The 21704-nt window shown below is 65.4% G+C and carries 20 protein-coding genes; 15 read left to right on the top strand and 5 right to left on the bottom strand.

Annotated elements, in window-relative coordinates:
• Positions 1-54 precede the first annotated feature (54 nt).
• The 4 genes from ACIP90_RS12560 to ACIP90_RS12545 all read right to left on the bottom strand — a co-directional run bounded on the left by ACIP90_RS12560 (position 55) and on the right by ACIP90_RS12545 (position 4470).
• The gene (locus ACIP90_RS12560) at positions 55-1044 is read right to left on the bottom strand and encodes a sugar ABC transporter substrate-binding protein (RefSeq protein WP_400579651.1); all 990 of its coding nucleotides are present in this window, start codon (positions 1042-1044) and stop codon (positions 55-57) included.
• A gap of 65 nt (positions 1045-1109) precedes the next feature.
• Positions 1110-2267, bottom strand: a complete 1158-nt coding sequence (locus tag ACIP90_RS12555; RefSeq protein ID WP_400579650.1) for an ABC transporter permease — start codon at positions 2265-2267, stop codon at positions 1110-1112.
• Between the two features lie 17 nt (positions 2268-2284).
• A complete protein-coding gene (locus ACIP90_RS12550; RefSeq protein WP_400579649.1) occupies positions 2285-3337 on the bottom strand; it encodes a Gfo/Idh/MocA family protein in 1053 nt (350 codons plus the stop codon).
• Positions 3337-4470 (bottom strand): Gfo/Idh/MocA family protein, encoded by a 1134-nt coding sequence (locus tag ACIP90_RS12545; protein WP_400579648.1) that lies wholly within the window; start codon positions 4468-4470, stop codon positions 3337-3339. The genes ACIP90_RS12550 and ACIP90_RS12545 overlap by 1 nt, the downstream gene beginning before the upstream one ends.
• A 250-nt stretch (positions 4471-4720) precedes the next feature.
• Here ACIP90_RS12545 and ACIP90_RS12540 point away from each other — a divergent pair, with 250 nt between their 5' ends.
• The 13 genes from ACIP90_RS12540 (at position 4721) to ACIP90_RS12480 (ending at position 17717) form a co-directional block, all read left to right on the top strand.
• Positions 4721-6013: an ROK family transcriptional regulator gene (locus tag ACIP90_RS12540; RefSeq protein WP_400579647.1), complete on the top strand. Its 1293-nt coding sequence runs from the start codon at positions 4721-4723 to the stop codon at positions 6011-6013.
• A 143-nt stretch (positions 6014-6156) separates the two neighbouring features.
• Positions 6157-7185, top strand: a complete 1029-nt coding sequence (locus ACIP90_RS12535; RefSeq protein ID WP_400579646.1) for a helix-turn-helix domain-containing protein — start codon at positions 6157-6159, stop codon at positions 7183-7185.
• 266 nt (positions 7186-7451) lie between these two features.
• Positions 7452-7949 carry a DinB family protein gene (locus ACIP90_RS12530; RefSeq protein WP_400579645.1) on the top strand — a complete coding sequence of 166 codons (498 nt, stop codon included), beginning with the start codon at positions 7452-7454 and terminating at the stop codon, positions 7947-7949.
• Positions 7950-8141: 192 nt separating this feature from the next.
• Positions 8142-8519: a MarR family winged helix-turn-helix transcriptional regulator gene (locus ACIP90_RS12525; protein ID WP_400579790.1), complete on the top strand. Its 378-nt coding sequence runs from the start codon at positions 8142-8144 to the stop codon at positions 8517-8519.
• Positions 8516-9790, top strand: coding sequence for an MFS transporter (locus tag ACIP90_RS12520; protein WP_400579644.1), 1275 nt, complete (start codon positions 8516-8518; stop codon positions 9788-9790). Before ACIP90_RS12525 ends, ACIP90_RS12520 begins: the two co-directional genes overlap by 4 nt.
• A gap of 119 nt (positions 9791-9909) precedes the next feature.
• Positions 9910-10479 carry a hypothetical protein gene (locus ACIP90_RS12515; protein ID WP_400579643.1) on the top strand — a complete coding sequence of 190 codons (570 nt, stop codon included), beginning with the start codon at positions 9910-9912 and terminating at the stop codon, positions 10477-10479.
• Between the two features lie 187 nt (positions 10480-10666).
• On the top strand, positions 10667-11647 hold the full coding sequence (locus tag ACIP90_RS12510; RefSeq protein ID WP_400579642.1) for a LacI family DNA-binding transcriptional regulator: 981 nt from the start codon (positions 10667-10669) through the stop codon (positions 11645-11647).
• Positions 11648-11767: 120 nt separating this feature from the next.
• Positions 11768-13087, top strand: a complete 1320-nt coding sequence (locus tag ACIP90_RS12505) for an ABC transporter substrate-binding protein (protein ID WP_400579641.1) — start codon at positions 11768-11770, stop codon at positions 13085-13087.
• The gene (locus ACIP90_RS12500; RefSeq protein ID WP_400579640.1) at positions 13084-14094 is read left to right on the top strand and encodes a carbohydrate ABC transporter permease; all 1011 of its coding nucleotides are present in this window, start codon (positions 13084-13086) and stop codon (positions 14092-14094) included. The genes ACIP90_RS12505 and ACIP90_RS12500 overlap by 4 nt, the downstream gene beginning before the upstream one ends.
• Positions 14091-15035, top strand: a complete 945-nt coding sequence (locus ACIP90_RS12495) for a carbohydrate ABC transporter permease (protein WP_400579639.1) — start codon at positions 14091-14093, stop codon at positions 15033-15035. The genes ACIP90_RS12500 and ACIP90_RS12495 overlap by 4 nt, the downstream gene beginning before the upstream one ends.
• Complete coding sequence (locus tag ACIP90_RS12490) at positions 15032-16732, top strand: alpha-amylase family glycosyl hydrolase (RefSeq protein ID WP_400579638.1); 1701 nt, start codon at positions 15032-15034, stop codon at positions 16730-16732. The genes ACIP90_RS12495 and ACIP90_RS12490 overlap by 4 nt, the downstream gene beginning before the upstream one ends.
• A gap of 174 nt (positions 16733-16906) precedes the next feature.
• Positions 16907-17278: a VOC family protein gene (locus ACIP90_RS12485; RefSeq protein WP_400579637.1), complete on the top strand. Its 372-nt coding sequence runs from the start codon at positions 16907-16909 to the stop codon at positions 17276-17278.
• A 115-nt stretch (positions 17279-17393) separates the two neighbouring features.
• Positions 17394-17717, top strand: a complete 324-nt coding sequence (locus ACIP90_RS12480; protein ID WP_400579636.1) for a hypothetical protein — start codon at positions 17394-17396, stop codon at positions 17715-17717.
• Between the two features lie 21 nt (positions 17718-17738).
• Here ACIP90_RS12480 and ACIP90_RS12475 read toward each other — a convergent pair whose 3' ends face one another.
• Positions 17739-19103, bottom strand: coding sequence for an MFS transporter (locus tag ACIP90_RS12475; protein ID WP_400579635.1), 1365 nt, complete (start codon positions 19101-19103; stop codon positions 17739-17741).
• A 383-nt stretch (positions 19104-19486) separates the two neighbouring features.
• Here ACIP90_RS12475 and ACIP90_RS12470 point away from each other — a divergent pair, with 383 nt between their 5' ends.
• Positions 19487-19900 carry an excalibur calcium-binding domain-containing protein gene (locus ACIP90_RS12470; RefSeq protein ID WP_400579634.1) on the top strand — a complete coding sequence of 138 codons (414 nt, stop codon included), beginning with the start codon at positions 19487-19489 and terminating at the stop codon, positions 19898-19900.
• Positions 19901-19928: 28 nt separating this feature from the next.
• The gene (locus ACIP90_RS12465; protein WP_400579633.1) at positions 19929-20591 is read left to right on the top strand and encodes a class F sortase; all 663 of its coding nucleotides are present in this window, start codon (positions 19929-19931) and stop codon (positions 20589-20591) included.
• Positions 20592-21704 lie beyond the last annotated feature (1113 nt).

The raw sequence follows: 21704 nt of genomic DNA, 5'->3' as shown, positions 1-21704 counted from the left end.
GGTTTGTTCTGCCGGGCCACGTAGCGGGGCCCGGCCGTTAGGGCGTTTGGGGCCCTAGTCCTTGAAGATGTTGCCCCAGAGCTTGGGGTCATCAACGTTCTCTTTGGTGATGAGCTTGGTGTCGGTCAGCTGCATCTTGGGGACCTGCTTGCCGTCCAGCAGGTCAACTTGGGCCTGAAGGGCCAGTGCTCCCATTTCGAAGGGGTTCTGGTCCATGGTGGCGTCCTGGATACCCTTGCGGATGCGGTCCAAGGCGAGGGGTGTGCCGTCGACTCCGACGAGCGGGATGTGGTTTGCGGCTCCGACCGGGGCGTCCTTGTTGATCTGGGAGAGGCCGGAGACGATGCCACGCACCATTTCGTCGTTGTGGCTGAAGAGGCCGTTGATGCTTGAGTCGGCGGTGAAGTTATCGACGGTCAGGGACAGGGCGTTGTCTGCAGTCCACTGCGCGTCACGGCCGATGACCTTAATATCGGGGAACTGCTTGATGCCGTCGGTGAAGCCCTTGCCGCGCAGAATCGCGTGGTAGGCGCCCTTGGCTCCTTGGTATTCAAGGACGGTTCCCTTGTTTCCCATCAGTTTGGCCACGGCTTCAGCGCCGAGTTTGCCGGCCTTTTCGTTGTCGAAGGCGACGGCTGCGTCGGCGATGTCGCCCGGGATCACGGAGTCGACGGTGGTGACGGTCTTTCCGGCATCGTGGATCATCTGGACTCCGGGGACGAGTTCAGCGGAGTTATTGGGGCTAAGGACGATGCCGTCTACGCCCTGAGCGAGCTGGTCCTGGATCTGGCTGATCTGGGTGCTGGAGTCGCCTTTGGCATCAAGGAGTGTCACCTCGACGCCGAGTTCCTTCGCCTTATTCTTCACGCCCTGTCCGAGGGCAACCATGAACTCAAAGCTCTGGCTGTAGAGCAGGACGGCGATTTTTTTTGTCTTCTTTCCGTCGCTTGCTTCCTGGGCGGCGCTGGGTGTACCGCAGCCGGTCAGGGCGATGGTAGCGGCGGAGATTGCCGCAAGGACCGCCAGTTTGGGTGAGGTCTTCATTGACTTACTCTTTCTGTTGAGTGCTTAGATGTGCCGGCCGGGCCGGGCTGTAAGCGGGTGAGGTGTTAGGCCGGTGTTCCGGTCGTGTGCGCTGTGACGGCTCCGGCGCTTGTGGTGCCGGCCGTCTTCGGGTCTATCGCCGGCGGCGGCCCGATCTTGCGTTTCCGCGACAGGTTCTTTTGGACGTACTTGTAGCGGTACACGTCCAGGGCGGCGGCAGCGAAGATGACGACGCCTTGAACGATCCGGTCGTAGGACGAGGGGATGCCGAGCAGGTTTACGGCGTTCGAGACCATGGCGATCAACAGCACGCCGAGCAAGGTGCCCTTGATGTTTCCCTGGCCGCCGAAGAGGCTGGTTCCGCCGATGACCACGGCGGCGATGACGGTCAGTTCAATGCCGTCGCCGGCACGGGGGCTTCCGGAGGCCAGCCGGCCCGTGAGCAGGAGGCCTGCCATTCCCGCGGAGAGACCGGCGATGATGTAGGCGTTCATCGTGACCCGGTCGACGCGGATGCCTGCCAGCAGAGCTGCTTCCTTGTTGCCGCCGACGGCGTAGATGGAGCGTCCATAGGTGGTACGGGTCAGGGCCAGGTGGGCCAGGAAAGCGAGCACCAGAACGGCCGGTATAAGCAGGGGGATCCCTGCGATTTTCGCGCTGACCATGTCGGTGAGCACCTTCGGAACGGGGGTGATGTTGCCGCCGTCGGAGTAGGCAAAGGCGATGCCCGAGCCGGCGGAGAGTGTTGCCAGGGTCGCGATCAGCGGGGATATGCCCAGCTTCGTGACCATCAGCCCGTTGACCGCGCCGACTCCGGCGCCAACCAGGAGGCCGGTCAGGAGCCCGATAGCCGGCGGCATGTCCATGTTGACGATGACGCCCATGGACAGCACGGACGACAGGGCAGCCGTGGATCCTACCGAGACATCGATGCCGCCGGTAAGGATCACGAAGGTCATGCCGATGGCGAACACACCGAGGATAGTGCACTGGTACAGCAGGTTCACCAGATTGACCGTGGTCAGGAATACCGGGCTTAGGAACGTCAGCAGTACACCGAAGAGCAGGACGACGACGAGCAGGCCCTGCGCTCCGATGAAGTCGCCGACGCCGGAAAGCCGTGAACGGGACTCGTTTTGGGATTTTCCGGGACCAGCCTTCCCGGAAACTGCACGGGCGGAGCCAGTGGTTGTTTGTGGCTGCATGGTTGTATCTCCAGTCATTTCGACACTTCTTCGGGTCAGAAGTGCGAGTGGCTGCCGAAGAGTTCGGCGTTGGTCTTCAAGGGAATGGGCGCACCATCCTGGCGAGCGGAGTCGGCGGTGGCCATGACCAGCTGCAGGCTCTGGATGTTGTCGGTGACGTCCGTCTCAGCCTTCTGCCCCGTTTCGATGGCGTCGCGGAAGGCTGCGAGGGTTCCCAGACGCTCCTCGACCGGCAACGGGTCCAGGTCGACGTGCATGACGCCGGAGCGTTCCACCGCGCCGGCGAGGAATACGGTGTCGAACAGTGAGGCGAAGTTGATGGTGACCTCGTTGTTCTTCCAAGTGATGGCGCCCCTGCTGCCCTGGATTTCCCAGTCGCCGTCCCAGCTGGTCTGCGGGCCGTAGGAGCTCCATGAACCGGTGTATACGACGCGGGCACCGTTGTCGCAGTCGAACTGCACGACCGCGGAGGCGTTGCCCTTGAACCTTGAGGTGCCAGTGTTCCAGGACCGTGCACGCACGGCGGTGGGTTCGACACCGATGATGCCGCGGAGCTGGTCGAGGTGATGGATCATGGCGTCCACGATGAGGGGCTCATCCATTTCGAGCCGGAAGCCCTCGAACGGCGGGTTCTTCTTGTAGTCGATGAAGACGTGCTCGAGGTCTCCGATGACCCCTTCGCGGATGAGGCGCTGAACGGTCCGCGCGGCGCGCTTGAAACGGTAGTTCTGGGACACCATGGCCTGCTTGCCGGACTTCTCTGCCGCTTCGATGATGCGGATGCCGTCCTCGAGGTTATGGGCGAGGGGCTTCTCAATCAGTGTGTGCACGCCGGCTTCAAGGGCCGGGATGGCCACGGCTGCATGGTATTCGGGCGGAACGATGACCAGGACAGCGTCGAACGTTTCCTTGTGGTTTAACGCTTCTTGGATCGTGGGGTAGGCGGGGATTCCGTACTGTTCACCTGCAGCCCGTGCGGCGTCGGGGTTGACGTCGACAACGCCGGCCAGCTCCCAGGTTTTGCTCTGATGAATCACGTTCAGCCATGAAGCGCCCCACGCGCCGAGGCCTACCTGGATAATTTTCATTACTGCACTCCTTCTAGTTGTTTCGCACCGGGGACGTCGACCCACTCGCCGCCCTTGCTGGATTCGATGATGCTTTCGGTGAGAACGGCTGACCTGAGGCCGTCCCGGAACGTGGGCAGGCCATCCCGGATGTCTCCGTCGATTGCGGCGTAGGTATCGGCGACAAATGAGTTGAAGGCATCCTGATAACCCTGCGGATGCCCTGCCGGCAGGACACTGAGGCGTGCCGCTTCGGGGCTAAGCGCATGCGGGTCGCGGAGAAGCAGCTGTGAACCGGCCCGTTTGCCAAGCCACAACGTCTCCGGGGCTTCCTGGTCGAACTGGACGGTGCTCTCAGAACCTGAAATTTCGATCATCAGGCGGTTCTTCCGCCCAGGTGCTACCTGGCTGACCAGGAGGTTTCCCACGGTGCCGGTCTCAGTCGCGAATACAGCCGCGACGAGGTCCTCGGTCTGGACGTCCTTGTGGGTTGCCCGGCCCGAGAAGAGAGTGCGGCTCAGAGCGCTCACCCGTTTTATCCGGTCCCCGCTCACGAATTCGAGGAGATCGCAGAGGTGGGACCCAATGTCGGCGAACGCCCGCGAAGGGCCACCGATACCGGCGTCCACCCGCCAGTTGTCGTCGTCTCGGGACAGCAGCCAGTCCTGAAGATAGGACGCCTGGATGGTGGAGATCAGTCCCGTCTGGCCGGATGCAATACGTTCCCGGGCTTCCCGCACCATGGGGTGGAAGCGGTAGACGAAGGGAACGGTCGCGACCGTTCCGGCCGTAGCCGCGAGCTCCACCAGATGGGTGGCATCCTTCACAGCGGTAGCCAGCGGCTTCTCGCAGACAACGTGCTTGCCTGCCTTCAGCGCGGCCTCCGCTAGCGCGACGTGGGTGGCGTTCGGGGTGCAGACGTGGATGACGTCGATCGTGTCGTCCTCGATGAGGTCCTGGACCGAGGCGTAAGCCCGCTCGACGCCCAAGCGGTCTTTGGCGCGGGCGGCACTGGCAGGGCTCGAGGACGCGATGCCGGCGACTTCCGCGCCGGCAGCACGGGCGGCTCTGCTGTGCACCTCAGCCATGAACCCGGCACCGACGAAGCCGGCCCGTAACCGGGAGGGGGCTGTCGTGGTTCTGTTGTTTTCCATGCCGAAACAGTGACACGCACCACGTGGCTTTAGTCAGTCACCCAGCAAAAGTCTGCACCTTTTGACGCTCTTGGCCGTGGAATGCACACCGAAGCTGCACTTTTTGATGCTGGCGGCTTCGACGAGTGGACGGGAACGAGTGGGCACCTTGACACTGAGTGGAGACGAGGCCCCTCGGGGCCCTGTGAGCCTGATGTTTCAGATCTCAAGCTCACCATTCACCTCTTTCGAGCCCCCGAAATGGAGAGACATGGACAACGGCGGCCCCGGCGAACTCTTGCGCATCCTGCGGGACGGACGCCCGCGAACCAGGGCAGACCTTGCCGGAATAACGGGCCTGGGTCGAGCTGCCATCAGTTCACGCCTTGAGCCGCTCCTAAAGCTGGGGCTCGTTGTACCCGTGTCAGATGCGGCTTCCACCGGTGGCCGCCCATCGGCGCGCCTGGCCTTCAACCCCGGTGCAAAGGTGGCCGCTGCCGCTGACGTCGGTGCCACACACGCGACCGTGGCTCTTGCGGACCTGTCCGGAAGGGTACTCGTGGAAACCACTGAACGACTTGAGATTTCGTGTGGACCGGAAGCTGTTCTGGATTGGCTAACGATGACGCTGACGGGCCATTTGAAAGCGATGAAGCGTCCAGCAATGGATATCATCGCTGTCGGCATTGGGCTACCCGGTCCGGTAGAACACTCCACGGGAAAGCCGACCAGTCCGCCGATCATGCCGGGATGGGATGGATTCGATGTCCCCGCTTACGTTCAGCAGACCTTTGACGTTCCCGTACTCGTCGATAACGATGTCAATCTCATGGCGCTCGGGGAGCGGGCGACCCGCTGGCCCAATGAGGACAACATGATCTTCCTCAAAGTCGCCACAGGTATCGGCTCAGGGGTTGTTAGTGGAGGAATATTGCAGCGAGGCGCGGCAGGAGTCGCTGGAGACGTTGGCCATATTGCTGTTTCCCGGGCGGCAGGAATTCAATGCCGCTGTGGCAAGACCGCCTGCTTGGAGGCCATTGCAGGCGCTCCGGCCGTCGCCGCCCAGCTCCGCGAAAATGGACGCGAAGCCACCACAGGCAGCGACGTGGTCTCGCTCGTCCGTTCGGGCGATTTGGCCGCCATTCAGGCCGTTCGGCAGGCTGGCCGCGACATCGGGGAAATGCTCAACATGTGTGTGAGCTTCATCAACCCCTCCCTAATTGTCGTGGGCGGATCGCTTGCACAATCAGGAGAACATTTGATCGCCGGTATCCGTGAAACGGTCTATGCACGCTCAACGCCGTTAGCTACCCAGCACTTGAATATCACCCAATCCGAAACCGGGCCGGAAGCTGGAGTGGTTGGGGCCAGCATCTTGGCCGTCGAATATGCCCTCGCCCCTCACCGAGTCAATGACCTCGCAACCATGCTGCATTTCGGCGGACACGAAAAGACCGACGATCTGCGGAAAGGGGAACATGTGGCTATCCACCGCACGCTCACCCACACCAACGGCGACCATACCGTCGTGGGGGTGTGGGCACTAAGGCCATCAACGCCCTGATCAAAGGTCAGTACAGGTAAAATAGGCATAAGAGCCGAGGTCCTTTCTGGCCAGCCTTATGAGCCACCGCAACCGCTTCCTCAAGACGTAGCGGCCGCTCCCATAGCCGCCATGAAGCTTCAGCTGGTGAAAAGGAGGATGGCATGCCTCAATCCGCTAGCGGGAACAGCGGCCGACTGCGACAATATACAGTGCCGGAGGGGCTCAATCCCGAACAAAGGTTCGAACATTGGCGCGCGTGGTATGGCAGTGCTGTCGAGACTCCAATGCGGCTGGAAAAGTCGGCACGCCAGACTCCTGTGTCCTTCAATCCTTCAGCCATTAATCTTGCCGGGCCGGGCTTTAGCCTCATAGAAATGTTCAACGGTCCCGCAGTGGGCTCGTGGGCGCCGAATCCCGACACCAAGGATCTGCGCCTGGCCTACTTCCGCAAAGCGCCGGGCTTAACCCTCGCTCTCAACGGCGTGCCTGAGCCAGTATCACAGGGATCTGTCAGGTTCATCGATACTTCGCTGGGCGGCAGTTTCGATGCGCCCGAAGGCTTTCATGCCTTGCAGCTCAACATCGACCGCAGCAGCCTGAATGTGAGCGAATCCGCGCTAGGCTCCCTGCTTCGCCTGCCTGACCTCGCAAAGCACCCAATTGTGGGCACTTTCATAATCCCCGCGCTGATGAGCTGGAAGCGGCCGGGCATCGACCGGGAGGCATCGGGAACCGCAGACATCCTCCGATCAGTCATGGCCACCTTGGTGGGCTCCCTGCTCGAAACCCCGATCGACGATGAGGCGCAGAAACCGGCTCTAAGCCGGGCTGTGAAGAAATACCTTGATGCCAGCTATGAAAACCCCGATCTGGACGTGGCAATGATCGCCGAGAGGTTCAACCTCTCCCGTCGCTCTCTGTTCTACTTTTTCGAGAATGAAGAACTTCACTTGGGTGAGCGTATACGCGCCTTGAGAACGCGCAAAGCCCTCGAGCTCCTCCTTCAGGCCGGCGCCCAAAGGATCACTTACTCAGAAATAGCGACATCGTGCGGATTCACCAATGTGCAAAGCATGCGCCGTGCAGTGAAAGAGTTTACCGGGATGAATGTGAGGGAGATCCATCGATCCGAGCCCGTCGTTCGTGACGCACTGCAACAACTGCGGGAGTCGCTGAACCCCAACATGTAATGGGCGGCCGAGACTGTAGCGGACCCTGCGGTCATTCTTGGTGCCGCAAATCAGGATGCCGACGCTTTCGCTGCCTCCCCTTCCGGGTGCGTGGTTTCCCCTTCCAAGCGACGGCCGACCCAATCTGATCAACCGACCGGCCTTTTCCAAGCCACCTGGACCAGCCTCCGGCCGCCATCGGGCCGCGAAGTCGGCTTGAGCAACCGACGGCGACACCCGCCCAGCCTTGCGAGGCGCCGGGCCGCCTCGGCTGGCATACTGCACTCATGCCTACCCCACCAGCAGTGTTCGGCAAGGACGTCATCAGCCAGCCGCCCCAGGCCCTGCTCGAGGCCTTTCTCGACGAGCACCGGGCGGCGCTCAACGACTGCCTGAACGGGCTGACCGAGGAACAGGTGCGCCGCTCACTGGTGCCCTCGCGGACCACGCTGCTGGGCCTGGTGAAGCATGCGACCGTCGTCGAGAAGGTGTGGTTCGACGAGGCAATCAGCTGCCGTCCGCGCGCCGAGATCGGCATCCCGGCCACGCCCGACGAATCGTTCATCCTCGGCGACGGCGATTCCATCGCCAGCGTCCAGCGGGCACACCGCGAGGCGTGCGAGGCGTCGCGCCGTGCGACGACCTCCCTGGGGCTGGACGACCTGGTCCACGGCAACCGGCGGGGTCCGCTCCCGCTGCGCTGGGTGTACCTGCACATGCTGCGCGAGCTCGCCCAGCACTGCGGGCATGCTGACATCCTGCGCGAGCAGATCCTCCACGGCTGACCAGCAGCGCGAACCGGACCTACAACCCCCGCACTTGCCCCCTGCACCCCACAGGAGCATAATGGTTAGCGGGGCTAATTAGCATTGCTAAGGAAATTCGCAGGAGGCGCAGCGCAAGTGACGGAAACGGACCGGGAGCCCAGGGACAGCATCACGCCGGATGTTCTCGCCATCGACCTTCGGACAGCGGTGATGCGCACCTCCCGCAGGCTCCGCGTGGAGGCAACCGGGGACGTCATCACTCCCGGCCAGTACACGGTCCTGGCCCAGCTGCACGTCAACGGACCGCAGACCCTCCGGGCACTGGCCGAACGCGAGCACGTGCAGGCGCCGTCCATGACGCGGATCGTCAACGCCCTCACGGAGCAGGGCTTTGTTACGCGGACGGCCCACCCCGCGGACGGCCGCCAGGTCCAGGTAGGAATCACCCCGGCCGGGATGGACGTTTTGGCAGAGGCCCGCGTACAGCGGACGGCCTGGCTGGCTCAACGCGTCGCCGGACTCAGCGACGAGGACCGCCAGACCCTCAGCCGCGCCGCCGCCATCATGCAGCAATTGAGCGCCAAATGAGCGCGATGTTCCGGGCACTGGAGAACCCCAACTACCGCATCTGGGCGGGCGGGGCGCTCGTCTCCAATATCGGCACCTGGATGCAGCGGATTGCGCAGGACTGGCTGGTACTGACCGTCCTCACCGACCATTCCGGCACAGCCGTCGGCATCACCACGGGCCTTCAGTTCCTGCCAATGCTGCTGCTTGGCCCCTACGGCGGTGTCCTGGCAGACCGGCACCGCAAACGCCTGATCCTGCTGTGGACGCAGCTGGCGATGGGACTGTGCGGGCTGGCCATCGGACTCCTGGTGGTCACGGGCACCGCCCAGCTGTGGCATGCCTACCTGGCTGCACTGTGCCTTGGGCTGGCCAGCGCCATTGACGCTCCGGCCCGCCAGACCTTCGTCTCCGAACTGGTGGGGCAGGACAAGGTGGCCAATGCGGTGGCGCTGAACTCCGCTTCCTTCAACACCGCGAGGCTCACCGGTCCTGCCATCGCCGGCGTCCTGATCGCCTGGGTGGGCACCGGACCGGTCTTCCTGCTCAACGCAGCCAGTTTCGCCGCCGTTATCATCTCGCTGTTCCGCATCCGCACCTCCGAGCTGACCCCGGCCACGCCGGCGGTCCGCGGCAAGCACCAGGTGGCCGAGGGCCTGCGCTACGTGCGGGGCCGGCCGGACCTGACACTCATCCTGGTCATGGTGGGGGTCCTTGGTGCCTTCGGCATGAATTTCCCCATCACCAACGCGCTGATGTCCACCGCGGAGTTCGGAGTGGGGCCGGGTGAATTCGGGCTGCTGGGTTCCATCATGGCCGTCGGGACCCTGGCCGGTGCCCTGCTCGCCGCCCGCCGGTCCGGCCCCCGGCTGCGGTTCCTGCTGGGCGGGGCGCTCGGACTCGGGTTCTTCACGCTGGTGGGCAGCGTGTCGCCGTCGTTCTGGCTCTACGCGGCCGTGCTGATCCCGGTGGGTCTGGCCTCCATAACCTTCCTCAACAGCTGCAACACCAGCATCCAGCTCTCCGTGGAGCCGCAGTTCCGGGGGCGTGTGCTGGCGCTCTACCTGGGCGTCCTGCAGGGCGGCACCGCGGTGGGGGCGCCGCTCATGGGGTGGATCGGCACGGAATTCGGCGCGCGCTGGTCGGTGGCCGGCGGCGGCGCCGTCGTGCTGCTGACCGGCCTGCTCTCCGTCATCGCGGTCAGCCGGCGCAGCCCGCTCACGTTCCGGGCACAGCTCCGGACCGCGTTCCCCGGAAAACGCACCCGGGACATGAGTGCCTCCGACGCCTAGCCCGCCTCCCGCAACTGCCGCGGCATGCCCGGGGGTGACTCGGATAGGCTCACTTGGGACGGGACCAGCATGGGCTCCAACTGTAAGGGGCGGGGAATTCCTTGGATCTACTGGGCGGCATGAGCCGCGACGAACTCCGCATCTTTTCTTGGGTTGCCGCCACCGTTTTCGCGCTGGCGGCCGGCGTCTGGCGTCCGCGCAGGCTTCATTGGACTCTGCTCGGTTCCGTCCTGCTCTTCGCGGCCCTCAACGCGGGTGCCGCGATCTACGTCCTGAACCATTTCAGTGATCCGCGCTGGTCTGCAGGGGGCGATCCGCCGCTGAGCGCTCCGTCGCTTTCCGGGACGCCTCTCGTGGGGCAGTTTCTGGGCCCCCTGGACTCTGCTCTGAACGGTGTGGTCGGCGGGGTGAACGAGTTCCTGGCATTCAAGCAGGCACTTCCCGTAGCGCTGGACTTCCTTGCCGCGTCGGGCTGGGCCCTGCTGGTGTCGTTCCCGCTTGCCATTCTCGCCGCCGGCATCAGTTACTCCATGGCTCGGCGCCGAACGGCGGAGTTCGACGAATACTGTGCCACCGTTGACCTCCTCAAAGATGAGCTTGAGCAGGTCAAGCGGCAGATCTCGTCAGGGAATTCCGCCGATACGGCACTCCCTGCGGAGGACGAGGACACTGATGGCCGCCCGGACTGACGCCGAAGAGCCTTAACGTCCGGTGGACCTGCCTCCATCGCCGATGAAGCCCCCGTTTACGAAACGTACAACAATCCCGTTCCCCTCCGTTTAGTGTTGGTGCAGCAGATCACGAAACCGATTACGTAAACCGTTTACGTAGCCGTGTTCTGCACAGGAACCAGCCAGCACCGGCCGAGGAGAAACAGTGGTAACCATCAGGGACGTCGCCAGGCACGCCGGCGTATCTCCCGCCACCGTCTCGCGGGTGGTCAACGGGCTGGTGGGCTACTCCGCCGAAACCCGCGAGCGCGTGGAGGATGCGGTCCGCAGTCTCAGCTACGAAACGGACTACCTGGCCCGCGGCCTGAAAACCCGGCAGACCTCCGTGATCGGGCTGCTGGCACCCATGGTGTCGGACGCCCTCGCCTCCCAGGTGATGCAGGGCGTCGAAGCCGAGGCCCAGGAGCGCGGCTACGCCGTAATGCTGGGCCGCACCGGAGCCAAGTCGGCCTATATTGCCGGCTACCTGCGCACACTCCGCACCTACCGGGCGGCCGGCGTCATCCTCATCTCCGCCGTCATCACGTCCGAAACGCGGCAGCTGCTGGGGCCGAACATCCCCATCATCTCCGTGGCCATCAGCGACAGGTCCGGCTCACCCAGCGTGGCCATCGACGACGAGCAGGCAGCGTACGACGCAACCCGTCACCTGCTGAAGCTCGGCCACCGCCGCATCGGCCTGCTCACCGGCGATCCCGCCTCGATCTTCGTGGCCCAGCCCAGGGAACGCGGCTACCTCCGCGCCATGGCCGAGGCCAAGTGCACTCCCGTCACCGCCACCGGCAGCTTCTTCTACGAAAGCGGCGCCCCCGGCCTGGATGACCTCCTGGCCCAGGAACCGGAGCTCACGGCGATCTTCGCCATGAGTGACGAGATGGGCGCAGCCGTGGTGAACGAACTGCAGAAACGGGGCCGACGGGTCCCGGAAGACGTCTCCGTCCTCGGCTTCGACAACACCTCCACTGCCCTGCACGTCCACCCGCCGTTGAGCACCATGGCCCAGCCGCTCGAGGAGATGGGCCGGATGGCCGTGAAGAAACTGCTTCGCTCCCGCGACCTGGGGCCGAAGATCATGCCACACCGGCTGATCGACCGCGGCTCCACCGCGCCTCCCGCTACCACTTAGCACAACCCCAACCCCCTTCCCAACGGCAACAGCCGGCACCGACGCGTGCCGCCGTCGTCGTACTCCCCCATGCCCAAAACCAAGTGCCACAACAGACAGAACCCCTTGAAGGAGCAACACATGAGGCAGCGCCGCCGGACCTGGCAGACTCTTCTCACCACCACCGCACTCGTGACGGCCGCGGCCGTCTCGCTCACGGCCTGCGGCGGATCCGCCACGGAACCCAAGGCCGGAGCCAGCGCCGCCGCGGCGTTCGAAGGCAAGGGCCCCATCAACTACGTCTCCTCCCGCGACGCCTCCGGTGCCGCGCAGAAGAGCATCGACGAATGGAACGCGGCGCACCCGGACGAGAAGGTCACGTTCATCGAACTCCCGGACTCTGCCGACCAGCAGCGCCAGCAGCTCGTCCAGAACGCGCAGATCAAGTCGGACACGTTCAGCGTGCTCAACCTGGACGTCGTGTGGAACTCTGAATTCGCGGCCAACAAGTGGGTCCTCCCGCTCCCCGCGGACGCCATCCCCACGGACCGCATGATCCCCGCCACCGTGAACGCCGCGAAGTACCGGGACACCCTCTACGGCGCCCCGTACTACACCGACGGCGCACTGTTCTACTACCGCACCGACCTCCTCAAGGCCGCCGGCGTGGCCGCCCCGCCCAAGACCTGGGACGAGATGAAGGCCGCCTGCGAGAAGGTGCTGGCACTCCCCGCAGCCAAGGGCATGTCCTGCTACGCCGGCCAGTTCGACAAGAACGAGGGCCTCACCGTCAACTTCTCCGAAGCGGTGGCCTCGGCCGGCGGCAGCATCGTGGACGCCGAAGGCAAGCCGACGGTCAACACCCCCGAAGCCAAGCAGGGCCTCTCGCTGCTGGTGGACGGCTTCAAGGACGGGCTCTTCCCCAGCGACGCCATCACCTACCTCGAGGAACAGGGCCGCCGGGCCTTCCAGGACGGCAAGGTGGTGTTCCTGCGCAACTGGCCGTTCCTCTACTCATCGTTGAGCGCCACGGACGGCTCCAGCGCGGTGGCGGGCAAGTTCGGCATCACGTCCATCCCGGGAACCACGGGCACCGGCGTCTCCACCCTCGGCGGACGCAACCTGGCAGTCTCCCCGTTCACCCCGAACAAGGCCACGGCCCTGGAGTTCATCAAGTTCTTCACCAGCCAGGAACAGGCCCAGAAGCGTCTGGCCCTCAGCTCCCGCGCCCCCGCCTACGCCGCGCTCTACGAAGACCCGGCGATCGTGGCCAAGCGCCCGTTCTTTCCCACGCTGCTCGAATCCCTGACCAGCGCCCAACCCCGCCCCAAGGTTGTCCAGTACGGCGCCACCACCAAAGCCATCCAGGAAGAGGCGTACGCCGCCCTGACCGGCGCGAAGGACACGGACACCGCCCTGGCGGACATGCAGGCAAAGCTCGAAGAGATCACCGCCAAATGACAGCCACCGTTACCGCCCCCGCCCCGCAGAACCGGAAAAACCCGCCAACCCGGAGCACGAAAAACCGCACGCCCGGCGAGGGCCGCATGGCCGCCATGCTGCTCTCCCCCACCCTCCTGGTCCTAGCGCTGGTGATCGTGTATCCCCTGCTTTCGGCCATCCACCAGTCCCTCTACCGGGCCGAGTCCGGCCTGGACGCGGACGGGTTCGTCACCGAAGGCGAGGCCTTCGTGGGCCTGGCCAACTACGCGGACCTGTTCGTGGGCGAGTCCGGCCAGCGCTTCCTCAACGCCTTCTCCAACACCACATTCTTCACCGTCACCACCGTGCTGCTGGAAACTGTCCTAGGCCTGTGCCTGGCGCTGGCCATGAACCGGGCCTTCCGCGGCCGGTCCTTCCTCCGCGCCAGCATCCTGGTGCCGTGGGCTGTGCCTACCGCCGTCTCCGGCCTGCTGTGGCGCTGGATCTTCCAGTCGGACGGCATCGCCAACAGCCTGCTGGGCAGCGAAATCCTGTGGACCGCCGAAGGCACCGCCTCGAAGGTGGCCATCATCGTGGCCGAGGTGTGGAAGACCGCACCGTTCATCGGCCTGCTGGTCCTGGCCGGCCTGCAGATCATCCCCGAGGAAGTGTACGAGGCCGCGAGGATCGACGGCGCCGGCTGGTGGCGCCAGCTCGGCTCCATCACCCTCCCGCTGGTCAAGCCCACGCTCCTGGTGGCCGTGCTGTTCCGCATGCTCGACGCCCTGCGGATGTTCGATCTCCCGTTCGTCCTCATCGGTCCCGGCAAGGAATCCGTGGAAACCCTCTCCATGCTCGCCTGGGACGAATCCAACCAGCTCCGCTACGGCTCCGCCTCCGCGTTCGCCGTGGTCCTCTTCCTGTACGTCGCCGTCGTCGCCATCGTGTTCGTGAAGGTGCTGGGCGCGGACATCACCGGAGGAAAGCAGCTGGGCCTCAAGAAGCGCAAGGCAACCCGTTCACAGAAGGCCGAGGCCACCCGATGACCATCACCGAACCCAACAGCCTCGGCACCGACAGCAAGCGCGAAGGCAAGCAGCACGGCGGGAAAGGCGCCCGCAAAGCCGGCGCATCGCCGTCGGACGCTTCTCCCGCACCGAAGAAGCGCACCTGGCGCTCCTACTCCGTGTACGCCGGGCTGGTGCTGATCTTCGCCTACTGCCTGGCGCCGTTCTACTGGATGATCGTCTCCAGCCTCCGCCGCACCGCGGACATCTTCGACAACACCCTCCTGCCCGCGCCGTTCTCCCTTGAGAACTACGTGAAGGTGTTCGACGGCTCCACCATGTTCGGCCAGGCCCTGCTCAACAGCCTGATCGTGGCCGGCACCACCACGGTGCTAGCCCTGGTAATGGGCGTGTTCGCCGCCTACGCCATCTCCCGGCTGAACTTCCGGTTCAAGTCCGTGATCCTCGGCGTTATCATTGCGACGTCGATGTTCCCCGGCATCTCGGTGGTGGTGCCCCTGCTGAGGTTCTTCACGGACCTTGGCTGGATCAACACCTACCAGGCCATGATCATCCCCAACCTGTCCTTCGCCATTCCGCTCGCCGTCTGGAATCTGACCACGTTCATGAAACAGCTGCCGTTCGACCTCGAAGAAGCGGCAATGATCGACGGCTGCAGCAAGTGGCAGGCCTTCCGGAAGGTACTGCTCCCGCTGGCCGCACCCGGCGTGTTCACCACCGCCATCCTGACGTTCATCCACAGCTGGAACGAGTTCATCATTGCCCTCTCGATGATCAACGACCCCCAAATCCAGACCGCCACCGTCGCCATCTCCAAGTTCACCGGCGCCACCGAGTTCCAGGCACCGTTCGGCGAACAGATGGCCGCCGGCGTGATCGTCACCGTTCCGCTGGTGATCATGGTGCTGATCTTCCAGCGCCGGATCGTGGAAGGCCTCACCGCAGGGGCCGGCAAATGAATGATTCCGGTTCTGCCGCCGGGGCGCCTTTGGGTGCCGCTTCCGAAGAAGCGCACGACGCCGCGTGGTGGCAGTCCGCGGTCATCTACCAGGTGTATCCGCGCTCCTTCGCGGACGGCAACGGCGACGGCGTGGGCGACCTCGCCGGGCTCGCCGCCCGCCTGCCGTACATCGCCTCACTGGGCGTGGACGGCATCTGGATGACCCCGTTCCAGCCCTCCCCGCAGGTGGACCAGGGCTACGACGTGAGCGACTACTGCGGCGTGGACCCGCTCTTCGGCACCATGGCCGAGTTCGACCGGCTGCTGGACCTCGCCCACTCACTGGGCCTGCGGATCCTGCTCGACGTCGTCCCGAACCACTGCTCCTCGGCCCACCCGCTGTTCCGGCAGGCCCTCGCGGCCGGCCCTGGCTCGCCGGAACGGGAACTGTTCCACTTCGTCCAGGGCCGCAGTTCCGGCCCGGACTCCCCCGGCGACCTGCCGCCCAACAACTGGCAAAGCGTCTTCGGCGGCCGGGCCTGGAGCCGCGCGAACCCGGACTCGGAAGGCGACAGCCCGAGGGCCGACACGGAGTGGTACCTGCACCTGTTCTCGTCCGGACAGCCCGACTGGAACTGGCGGAATCCCGCCGTCGGGGATTACTTCGAAGGCGTGCTCCGCTTCTGGTTCGACAAGGGCGTGGATGGCATCCGGATCGACGTTGCGCATGCGCTGTTCAAGGCGGACGGCCTGCCGGACGCGCCTGCCGACACCGCCGTGGTGGACGGGCTCCGGTCCAATCCCCTGGTCTCGGACCAGGAAGAGGTCCACGAGGTGTACCGCCGCTGGCGGACCCTCGCTGAGAAGTACCAGCCGCACCGCCTGCTCGTGGGCGAGGTCAACCTGGAACCGGCCCGCGCCGCCCGCTACACCCGGGCCGACGAGATGCACCAGGCGTTCGCCTTCGCCTTCGTGAAGCTCGGCTGGGACCCGGCGGCATGGGCTTCGGTGGGAGCGGAGCTGGAGGCGGCCCGGCAGCTGCACGGCGCCGCGCCCAGCTGGGCGCTGGAGAACCACGACATCGTCCGTTCGGTGACGCGGTTTGGGGGCGGGGCTCTCGGCGCCCGGCGTGCCCGGGCTGCGGTGCTGGCGCTGCTCGGCCTGCCCGGCGCAGCGTACCTGTACCAGGGCCAGGAACTCGGCCTGCCCGAAGTCGACGTCCCGGTGGATGCCCGCGTGGACCCCATGTGGGTCCGCGGCGGGATCACCCGCGACGGCGCCCGCGTCCCGCTGCCCTGGACCGAGGACCCGGCACGAAACCACGGCTTCACGCTGGGTTCCGCCGGTGAGCGGGCCGGCTCGCCGTCGGGCCCTCCTTCCCCGCCGTGGCTGCCGCAGCCCGACGGCTGGGGCAGCCACGCGGTCGAAACCCAGCGCCAGGACCCGGGCTCCATGCTCGCCCTGGTGACTGCCGCCGTCGGACTCCGCCGTCGGTTGTGGGAACAGGGCGTGTTCACCGCGGACGACGGCGGCACCTGGCGGGTGGAGGCCGGGAACCTGCTGCTCTGCGAGCGCAGCCCGAGGTTCCTCGTCGCCGTCGCGATGGGAACGGAGCCGGTGCGGCTACCGGGCGGGACCGTGCTGGCCAGTGCCGCTCCGCTGGAACGTGAGGGCTGGCTGCAGCCGGACAACGCCGCGTGGGTGCTGCGGCACTGAGTTTCCTGTTGACGGAACCGGCCCTGGCACCCGCCTTCGTCGTTCCCTCCCCTGCCGGGACGCCGCCGACGGCGACGGTTCCCCAGCGGCGGCCCCTGCCCGCATCTAGCCGTTGAAGTTCAGACCCGCGGGTCACGTCCACGGCCAGCCCAGGGTCTGCCTAAGATGGGTGCCATGTCCAGTCGGTTAGCGGCCATCGTGATCGACGCCGTACAGCCGCGCGTGGTGGCCGACTTCTGGTGCAACGTCCTCGGCTGGCACGTGGTCGACGCGGACGACGGCGTCATCAGCATCTCGCCACCAGATGGCTCATGGCCCACAATCGACGTGGTGCCAGTGCCAGAGAGCAAGTCCGTCAAGAACCGGCTGCATCTCGACCTCCGCGCCGACGGCACATCGACGGCCGACGAGCTTGAGCGACTCCTGGGCCTGGGCGCGCTACACACAGACGTGGGCCAAGGGTCCGACGCAACGTGGGTTGTTCTCAGTGATCCCGAAGGCAACGAGTTCTGTCTGCTCGCCCGCACCGTGCAAGAAGCCCGATGACGATGGCGTAAAGTACGACGCCGGCGCGGTAGGCGGCCTCCCGCCACAGCGTGGCCTCGCCCGCAATTGGGCGCGAAACCGGGGCGGGCGCCCGGGCGCGCGGGATAATGGAAGCATGACGGATCAGGATCACCACCGGGATCCGTGGGAAGAGTTCGACAGGCTCCCACCCGCGGTCCCCGACCGCGTCGAGGGGATACCCGGAGGTCAGCCTCTGGGCTTTGGCTTCCGCACCGGCGTGCGCAGTGCAAGGGTGGCGTTCGGGTTCGCCGTGTACGCGCTGGTCCTCGGAACCCTGCTGGTCCTCGCGGGCGTGATCGTGTTCATCAGCCAGGGGCAGTGGCTATTAGTCGGACTGATGGTGATGATCGAGGCCGTCTTCGTGTATGCCTTCAGCCGGCTGGCGCGCCAGGCACGCAACCGGCGTTTGGCCCAGTAGCGGCGCTGGCCAGTAGCGGCGCTACGCCGCCTTCCGCTCCCGCCACAGCAGCGACACCACGAACGTCACCGCGCAGAGGCCCAGCATCACCAGCACCATGCGGCCCCAGTTTTCCTGGTTCACGCCGGTGCCGTAGAAGATGCCGATCATCACGGTGGCGCCGATGGCGCCGACGTACCGGCAGGTCTGGTAGATCCCGGCGGCCACTCCCCTGTCCCCCGGCGCTGCCGACACGTACAGGCCTTGGTTGGAGGCGATGGCGACCGCCCCGTACGGCACGCCCATGAGGGCGGTCAGCGCCAGCACCAGCAGGACGGCGAACGACGCCGTCAGCAGCCACAGCGCCGCTGCCGCCACAGTAAGCAGTACAACGGCGGCGATCAGCACCCGCCGCACGCTGAACCGGTCGATTGCGCGCGCGGCGAGCGGCGTGACGATGACGGACATCGCCGCCAGCGGCAGCATCAGCAGGCCCACCACGCCGGGGTCATAGCCACCGGCTTCCTGCAGCAGCTGGGGCAGGCCGAAGAACGCGAAGTAGTAGACGCCGCTGAACACCGTGAAGCCCAGGTACACCAGCAGCAGCGGCCGGTTCCGGCCCAGCAGCCGGAGGTCCAGGAACGGGCGTTTGAAGCTCAGCTCCCGCCAGGCGAACAGCACGGCCAGCACCATGGCACCGCCCAGCAGCCACCAGCGGAAACCGGGCAGCGCGTCCAGCAGTCCCATGAGCAGCAGCACCATGCCGCCCGTGAAGGCGAGGATGCCGGGAATATCGGAGTCACGCAGCAGGCTGGCGAGGCTGCCCTGCTCCCGCGCGTGGTCATCCGGCGCGAACTTCCGCACCAGGAGCAGGGCGGCGAGGGCCAGCGGCACGTTGATCAGGAACAGCGCCTCCCAGCCGACCAGGCTCACCAGCAGCCCGCCAACTACCGGGCCGACCGCCGCGCCGGACGTGTTGGCCATCTGGATGCGGCCCAGCGGCCGCGTCGTTGACACGTCCGCCTGCCTGGCCAGTTCACCGACCATGACGACGGCGCTCGGGTACGCCGTCGCGGTCCCCAGGGCCATGAGCGCGCGGGCGATGCAGACGAACACGAAGTTGGGCGAGAAAGGAGCCAGCGCGCAGGTCACCGCCACCAGCGCCATGCCCAGCATGAAGAGCCGCCGCGGCCCGAACCTGTCAGCCAGCCGCCCCATCAACGGCTGGCCCGCAGCCGAGGTGATGTAGAAAGCGGTGATCACCCAGGTGACGGTGGCGACGTCGAGCCTGAAATCCTCGCGCAGCACCACCAAGGCAACGGCGATCATCGACGAATTCAGCGGGTTCAGCGACGTGCCCAGGCTGAGGCCGGCCACGGCGAGGCCGGTGCGGGGAGAGTTGCTCACGGCAACAGTCTTCCGTACAGATCGGCCTCCTCCCCAACTGAGTGACGTTCAGCCCTCCGGCATCGAACGCCCGCCGGTCTGCAGCGTCCTCGAACGGCTTATGCAGTGGATGCCACTATGGCTGTGTCACCAGGCTGCAAGCCAATGGCCACGACGCCGTTGACGTCATTTCCACCGAATCCTACTGATTCTGGGGCCAACGATGCTCATTCCCAAACCCGCAATTGCGCTGCGCGTCACATTGACGTTTCAACCATCGACGCTGATATAAGTTGCAAGGCAAATGCCACTTTTTATTCGCCAGCAGGGCCCTCGCAGGCTTCCTTCATGGGATGGTCATGCGCTCGCCCTGACTTGGCACACAAAAATGAATGGGGAACAAAATGAAAAAGAGCACCGCCGTACTGGCAGTAGCGGCCGTGGTTGGACTGTCAGCGCTGACGGCAACCCCCGCTAGTGCAACAATCGGCGCGTACCCTAACTGCGATGCAGCGGCAGCGGCAGGCGCCTTCAACATCCCGGTGGGGGCACCCGGTTACGGTCCGCACCTCGACCGGGACAAGGATGGCATTGCCTGCGAAAGCGCCACCGCCGGCGGAACCACCGACGTCGCTCCGGCTCCCGACGCTGTCGCCCCGGCTCCTGCCCAGGTGCGCCAGGTGCCTGTTGGTGGCGCTGACACCGGTGTTGCTCAGGAAACGGGCAACGGCATGGGCTTCCTTGCACTTGGGGGCCTCGCCGTGGCAGCAGCAGGCGCAACGATGATCGTGCGCCGCCGCACAGCCATCCAGGCGTAAAGACCCGGGATCGGAAACAGAGCTTCGTATGACTAGCTCAACGAGCGCCCGTCGCAGATGCCAGCTGGCGTCTGCGGCGGTCGCTTTGCTACTTTTCACAGGCTGCGGAACCAGCACTCCGTCGCAAAGCATCGGCACACCTGCGTCTGTCAATGCGACGGCAAGGGCTTCAGTGCCGGCGTCGCCCAGCGACTCAGCAGTGGCTTCAGCGCCTGCGTCCCCATCACAGGACGTCATGGCCGCCTCCGCCCCGGTATCTATAAGCATTCCATCCGTTGGCACTCAATCCGAACTCCTGAGTCTCGGCCTGAGGGAGGATGGCTCGCTGGAAGTGCCGCCGGATGGGCCGGGGGCCCCCGCTGCGTGGTACAACGGATCCCCCACACCTGGCGACCCCGGACCTGCAGTCCTTCTTGGACATGTGAATGCAACCGACGGAGGACCAGGCGTCTTCGCCAAACTCCGCGATCTCAAGACGGGCGATCTCATCAGGGTTACCCGGCAGGATGGCACCACGAGCGAATTCACATTCGATCATGGCGACCAGTACCCCAAAGACGCGTTCCCTACAAAGGCGGTCTACGGAAATACCGAAGGCCCCGAACTGCGGCTTATCACGTGTGATGGTTATGACCCGGAAACAGGTCTGTTCGACGACAACTACGTGGTCTACGCAAAGCTTCTCGCTTGAAACCACGCCGGTCGAAGTAACAACCTGACACGGAATCGGTTGTGAATAGCGGAGCCTTTCCCTGCCGCCGTCACAGCCACTCCCGAGTGTGATGGCGGCAGGGAAAATTCCCTTGTGAGCACCCGGCCACGGCAGTAGCATCCCCTCACCTGATGGCTCCGTGGAAGTGGGCACCGATGCTCGACACTGCGCGCAACACAAGGGCCGGCGGGCTCCGCGACCTGGTCACAGAGCTCCTCGGCCTGTGGCTGCTGCTGGCCGTCTTCCTAGACGGCTGGGCGCACCTGAACGTCCCCAGCCTCGAAACGTTTTTCACGCCATGGCACGCGGCCCTTTACGCCGGCATGCTGGCTACGGCGGCGTGGACCGCCGTCGTGATCTGGCGGAACCGGGCGCCCGGGCAGACATTGCGGCAGGCCATTCCACCCGGCTATCGCGGAACAACGGCCGGGGTCATTCTCTTCGCCACCGCCGGCGCCTTGGACCTGCTGTGGCACGAGCTGCTGGGCCTCGAAGTGTCGCTGGATGCCCTGGTCAGCCCCACCCACCTGCTGCTCGGCTTCAGCCTCTTCCTCATCCTGGGCACCGCGGTGCGGAGCGCCCGCGCGGCCGGGCCCGCCCGGAACTTTGCGTGGACCCCGGCGGCGCTGTTCGCCGTCGTCCTGCTGACCGGGCTGGGAGCGTTCTTCCTCATCTACTGCTCAGCTTTCGTCCGGCCAGGGCCGACGGCCCTCTTCACGCCTATGCCGGTGGGCACGCCCGGCCGCATCCAGGCGGAACTGCCGGTGGTCGTCAGCCTGGCGAGCTACCTCGTGACCACGGCCCTGATCATTGCGCCCTTCCTCTTCACGCTCTCCGCAGCCCGGCGCCCGACCAGCGGGATTGTCACCATGCTGGTGGCGGCAGCGGCCTGGCTGCCCGTCGTGATGGTGGGCCTGCAGCCGTACGCGATCGCCGGAGCAGCCGGCGCCACTCTGGCGGCATTGGTGGCCGACCTACTGCTGCTCCGGCTCCCCGACGACTGGCTGAGCAGGCGGCTGCCCGCGGTCACGGCAGGGATCGCTGCGCTCCTGTGGACGGGCCAGCTCGTCGCTTTCGCGGTGACGGATGCGA

This window comes from Arthrobacter sp. NPDC093139 (assembly GCF_044754165.1).
Taxonomy (GTDB): Bacteria; Actinomycetota; Actinomycetes; order Actinomycetales; family Micrococcaceae; genus Arthrobacter.
The sequence above is the reverse complement of the archived record's forward strand: the minus strand, read 5'-3'. Positions and strand labels throughout refer to the sequence as shown.

What these genes read in the sequence shown, in the direction of transcription:
- ACIP90_RS12530 (WP_400579645.1), top strand. Translation starts at nt 7,452, where the DNA reads ATGCCTACCCCACCAGCAGTGTTCGGCAAGGACGTCATCAGCCAGCCG.
- ACIP90_RS12515 (WP_400579643.1), top strand. Translation starts at nt 9,910, where the DNA reads ATGAGCCGCGACGAACTCCGCATCTTTTCTTGGGTTGCCGCCACCGTT.
- ACIP90_RS12545 (WP_400579648.1), bottom strand. Translation starts at nt 4,470, where the DNA reads ATGGAAAACAACAGAACCACGACAGCCCCCTCCCGGTTACGGGCCGGC.
- ACIP90_RS12500 (WP_400579640.1), top strand. Translation starts at nt 13,084, where the DNA reads ATGACAGCCACCGTTACCGCCCCCGCCCCGCAGAACCGGAAAAACCCG.
- ACIP90_RS12520 (WP_400579644.1), top strand. Translation starts at nt 8,516, where the DNA reads ATGAGCGCGATGTTCCGGGCACTGGAGAACCCCAACTACCGCATCTGG.
- ACIP90_RS12485 (WP_400579637.1), top strand. Translation starts at nt 16,907, where the DNA reads ATGTCCAGTCGGTTAGCGGCCATCGTGATCGACGCCGTACAGCCGCGC.
- ACIP90_RS12465 (WP_400579633.1), top strand. Translation starts at nt 19,929, where the DNA reads ATGACTAGCTCAACGAGCGCCCGTCGCAGATGCCAGCTGGCGTCTGCG.
- ACIP90_RS12535 (WP_400579646.1), top strand. Translation starts at nt 6,157, where the DNA reads ATGCCTCAATCCGCTAGCGGGAACAGCGGCCGACTGCGACAATATACA.
- ACIP90_RS12525 (WP_400579790.1), top strand. Translation starts at nt 8,142, where the DNA reads ATGCGCACCTCCCGCAGGCTCCGCGTGGAGGCAACCGGGGACGTCATC.
- ACIP90_RS12505 (WP_400579641.1), top strand. Translation starts at nt 11,768, where the DNA reads ATGAGGCAGCGCCGCCGGACCTGGCAGACTCTTCTCACCACCACCGCA.
- ACIP90_RS12560 (WP_400579651.1), bottom strand. Translation starts at nt 1,044, where the DNA reads ATGAAGACCTCACCCAAACTGGCGGTCCTTGCGGCAATCTCCGCCGCT.
- ACIP90_RS12490 (WP_400579638.1), top strand. Translation starts at nt 15,032, where the DNA reads ATGAATGATTCCGGTTCTGCCGCCGGGGCGCCTTTGGGTGCCGCTTCC.
- ACIP90_RS12555 (WP_400579650.1), bottom strand. Translation starts at nt 2,267, where the DNA reads ATGACTGGAGATACAACCATGCAGCCACAAACAACCACTGGCTCCGCC.
- ACIP90_RS12470 (WP_400579634.1), top strand. Translation starts at nt 19,487, where the DNA reads ATGAAAAAGAGCACCGCCGTACTGGCAGTAGCGGCCGTGGTTGGACTG.
- ACIP90_RS12540 (WP_400579647.1), top strand. Translation starts at nt 4,721, where the DNA reads ATGGACAACGGCGGCCCCGGCGAACTCTTGCGCATCCTGCGGGACGGA.
- ACIP90_RS12480 (WP_400579636.1), top strand. Translation starts at nt 17,394, where the DNA reads ATGACGGATCAGGATCACCACCGGGATCCGTGGGAAGAGTTCGACAGG.
- ACIP90_RS12550 (WP_400579649.1), bottom strand. Translation starts at nt 3,337, where the DNA reads ATGAAAATTATCCAGGTAGGCCTCGGCGCGTGGGGCGCTTCATGGCTG.
- ACIP90_RS12495 (WP_400579639.1), top strand. Translation starts at nt 14,091, where the DNA reads ATGACCATCACCGAACCCAACAGCCTCGGCACCGACAGCAAGCGCGAA.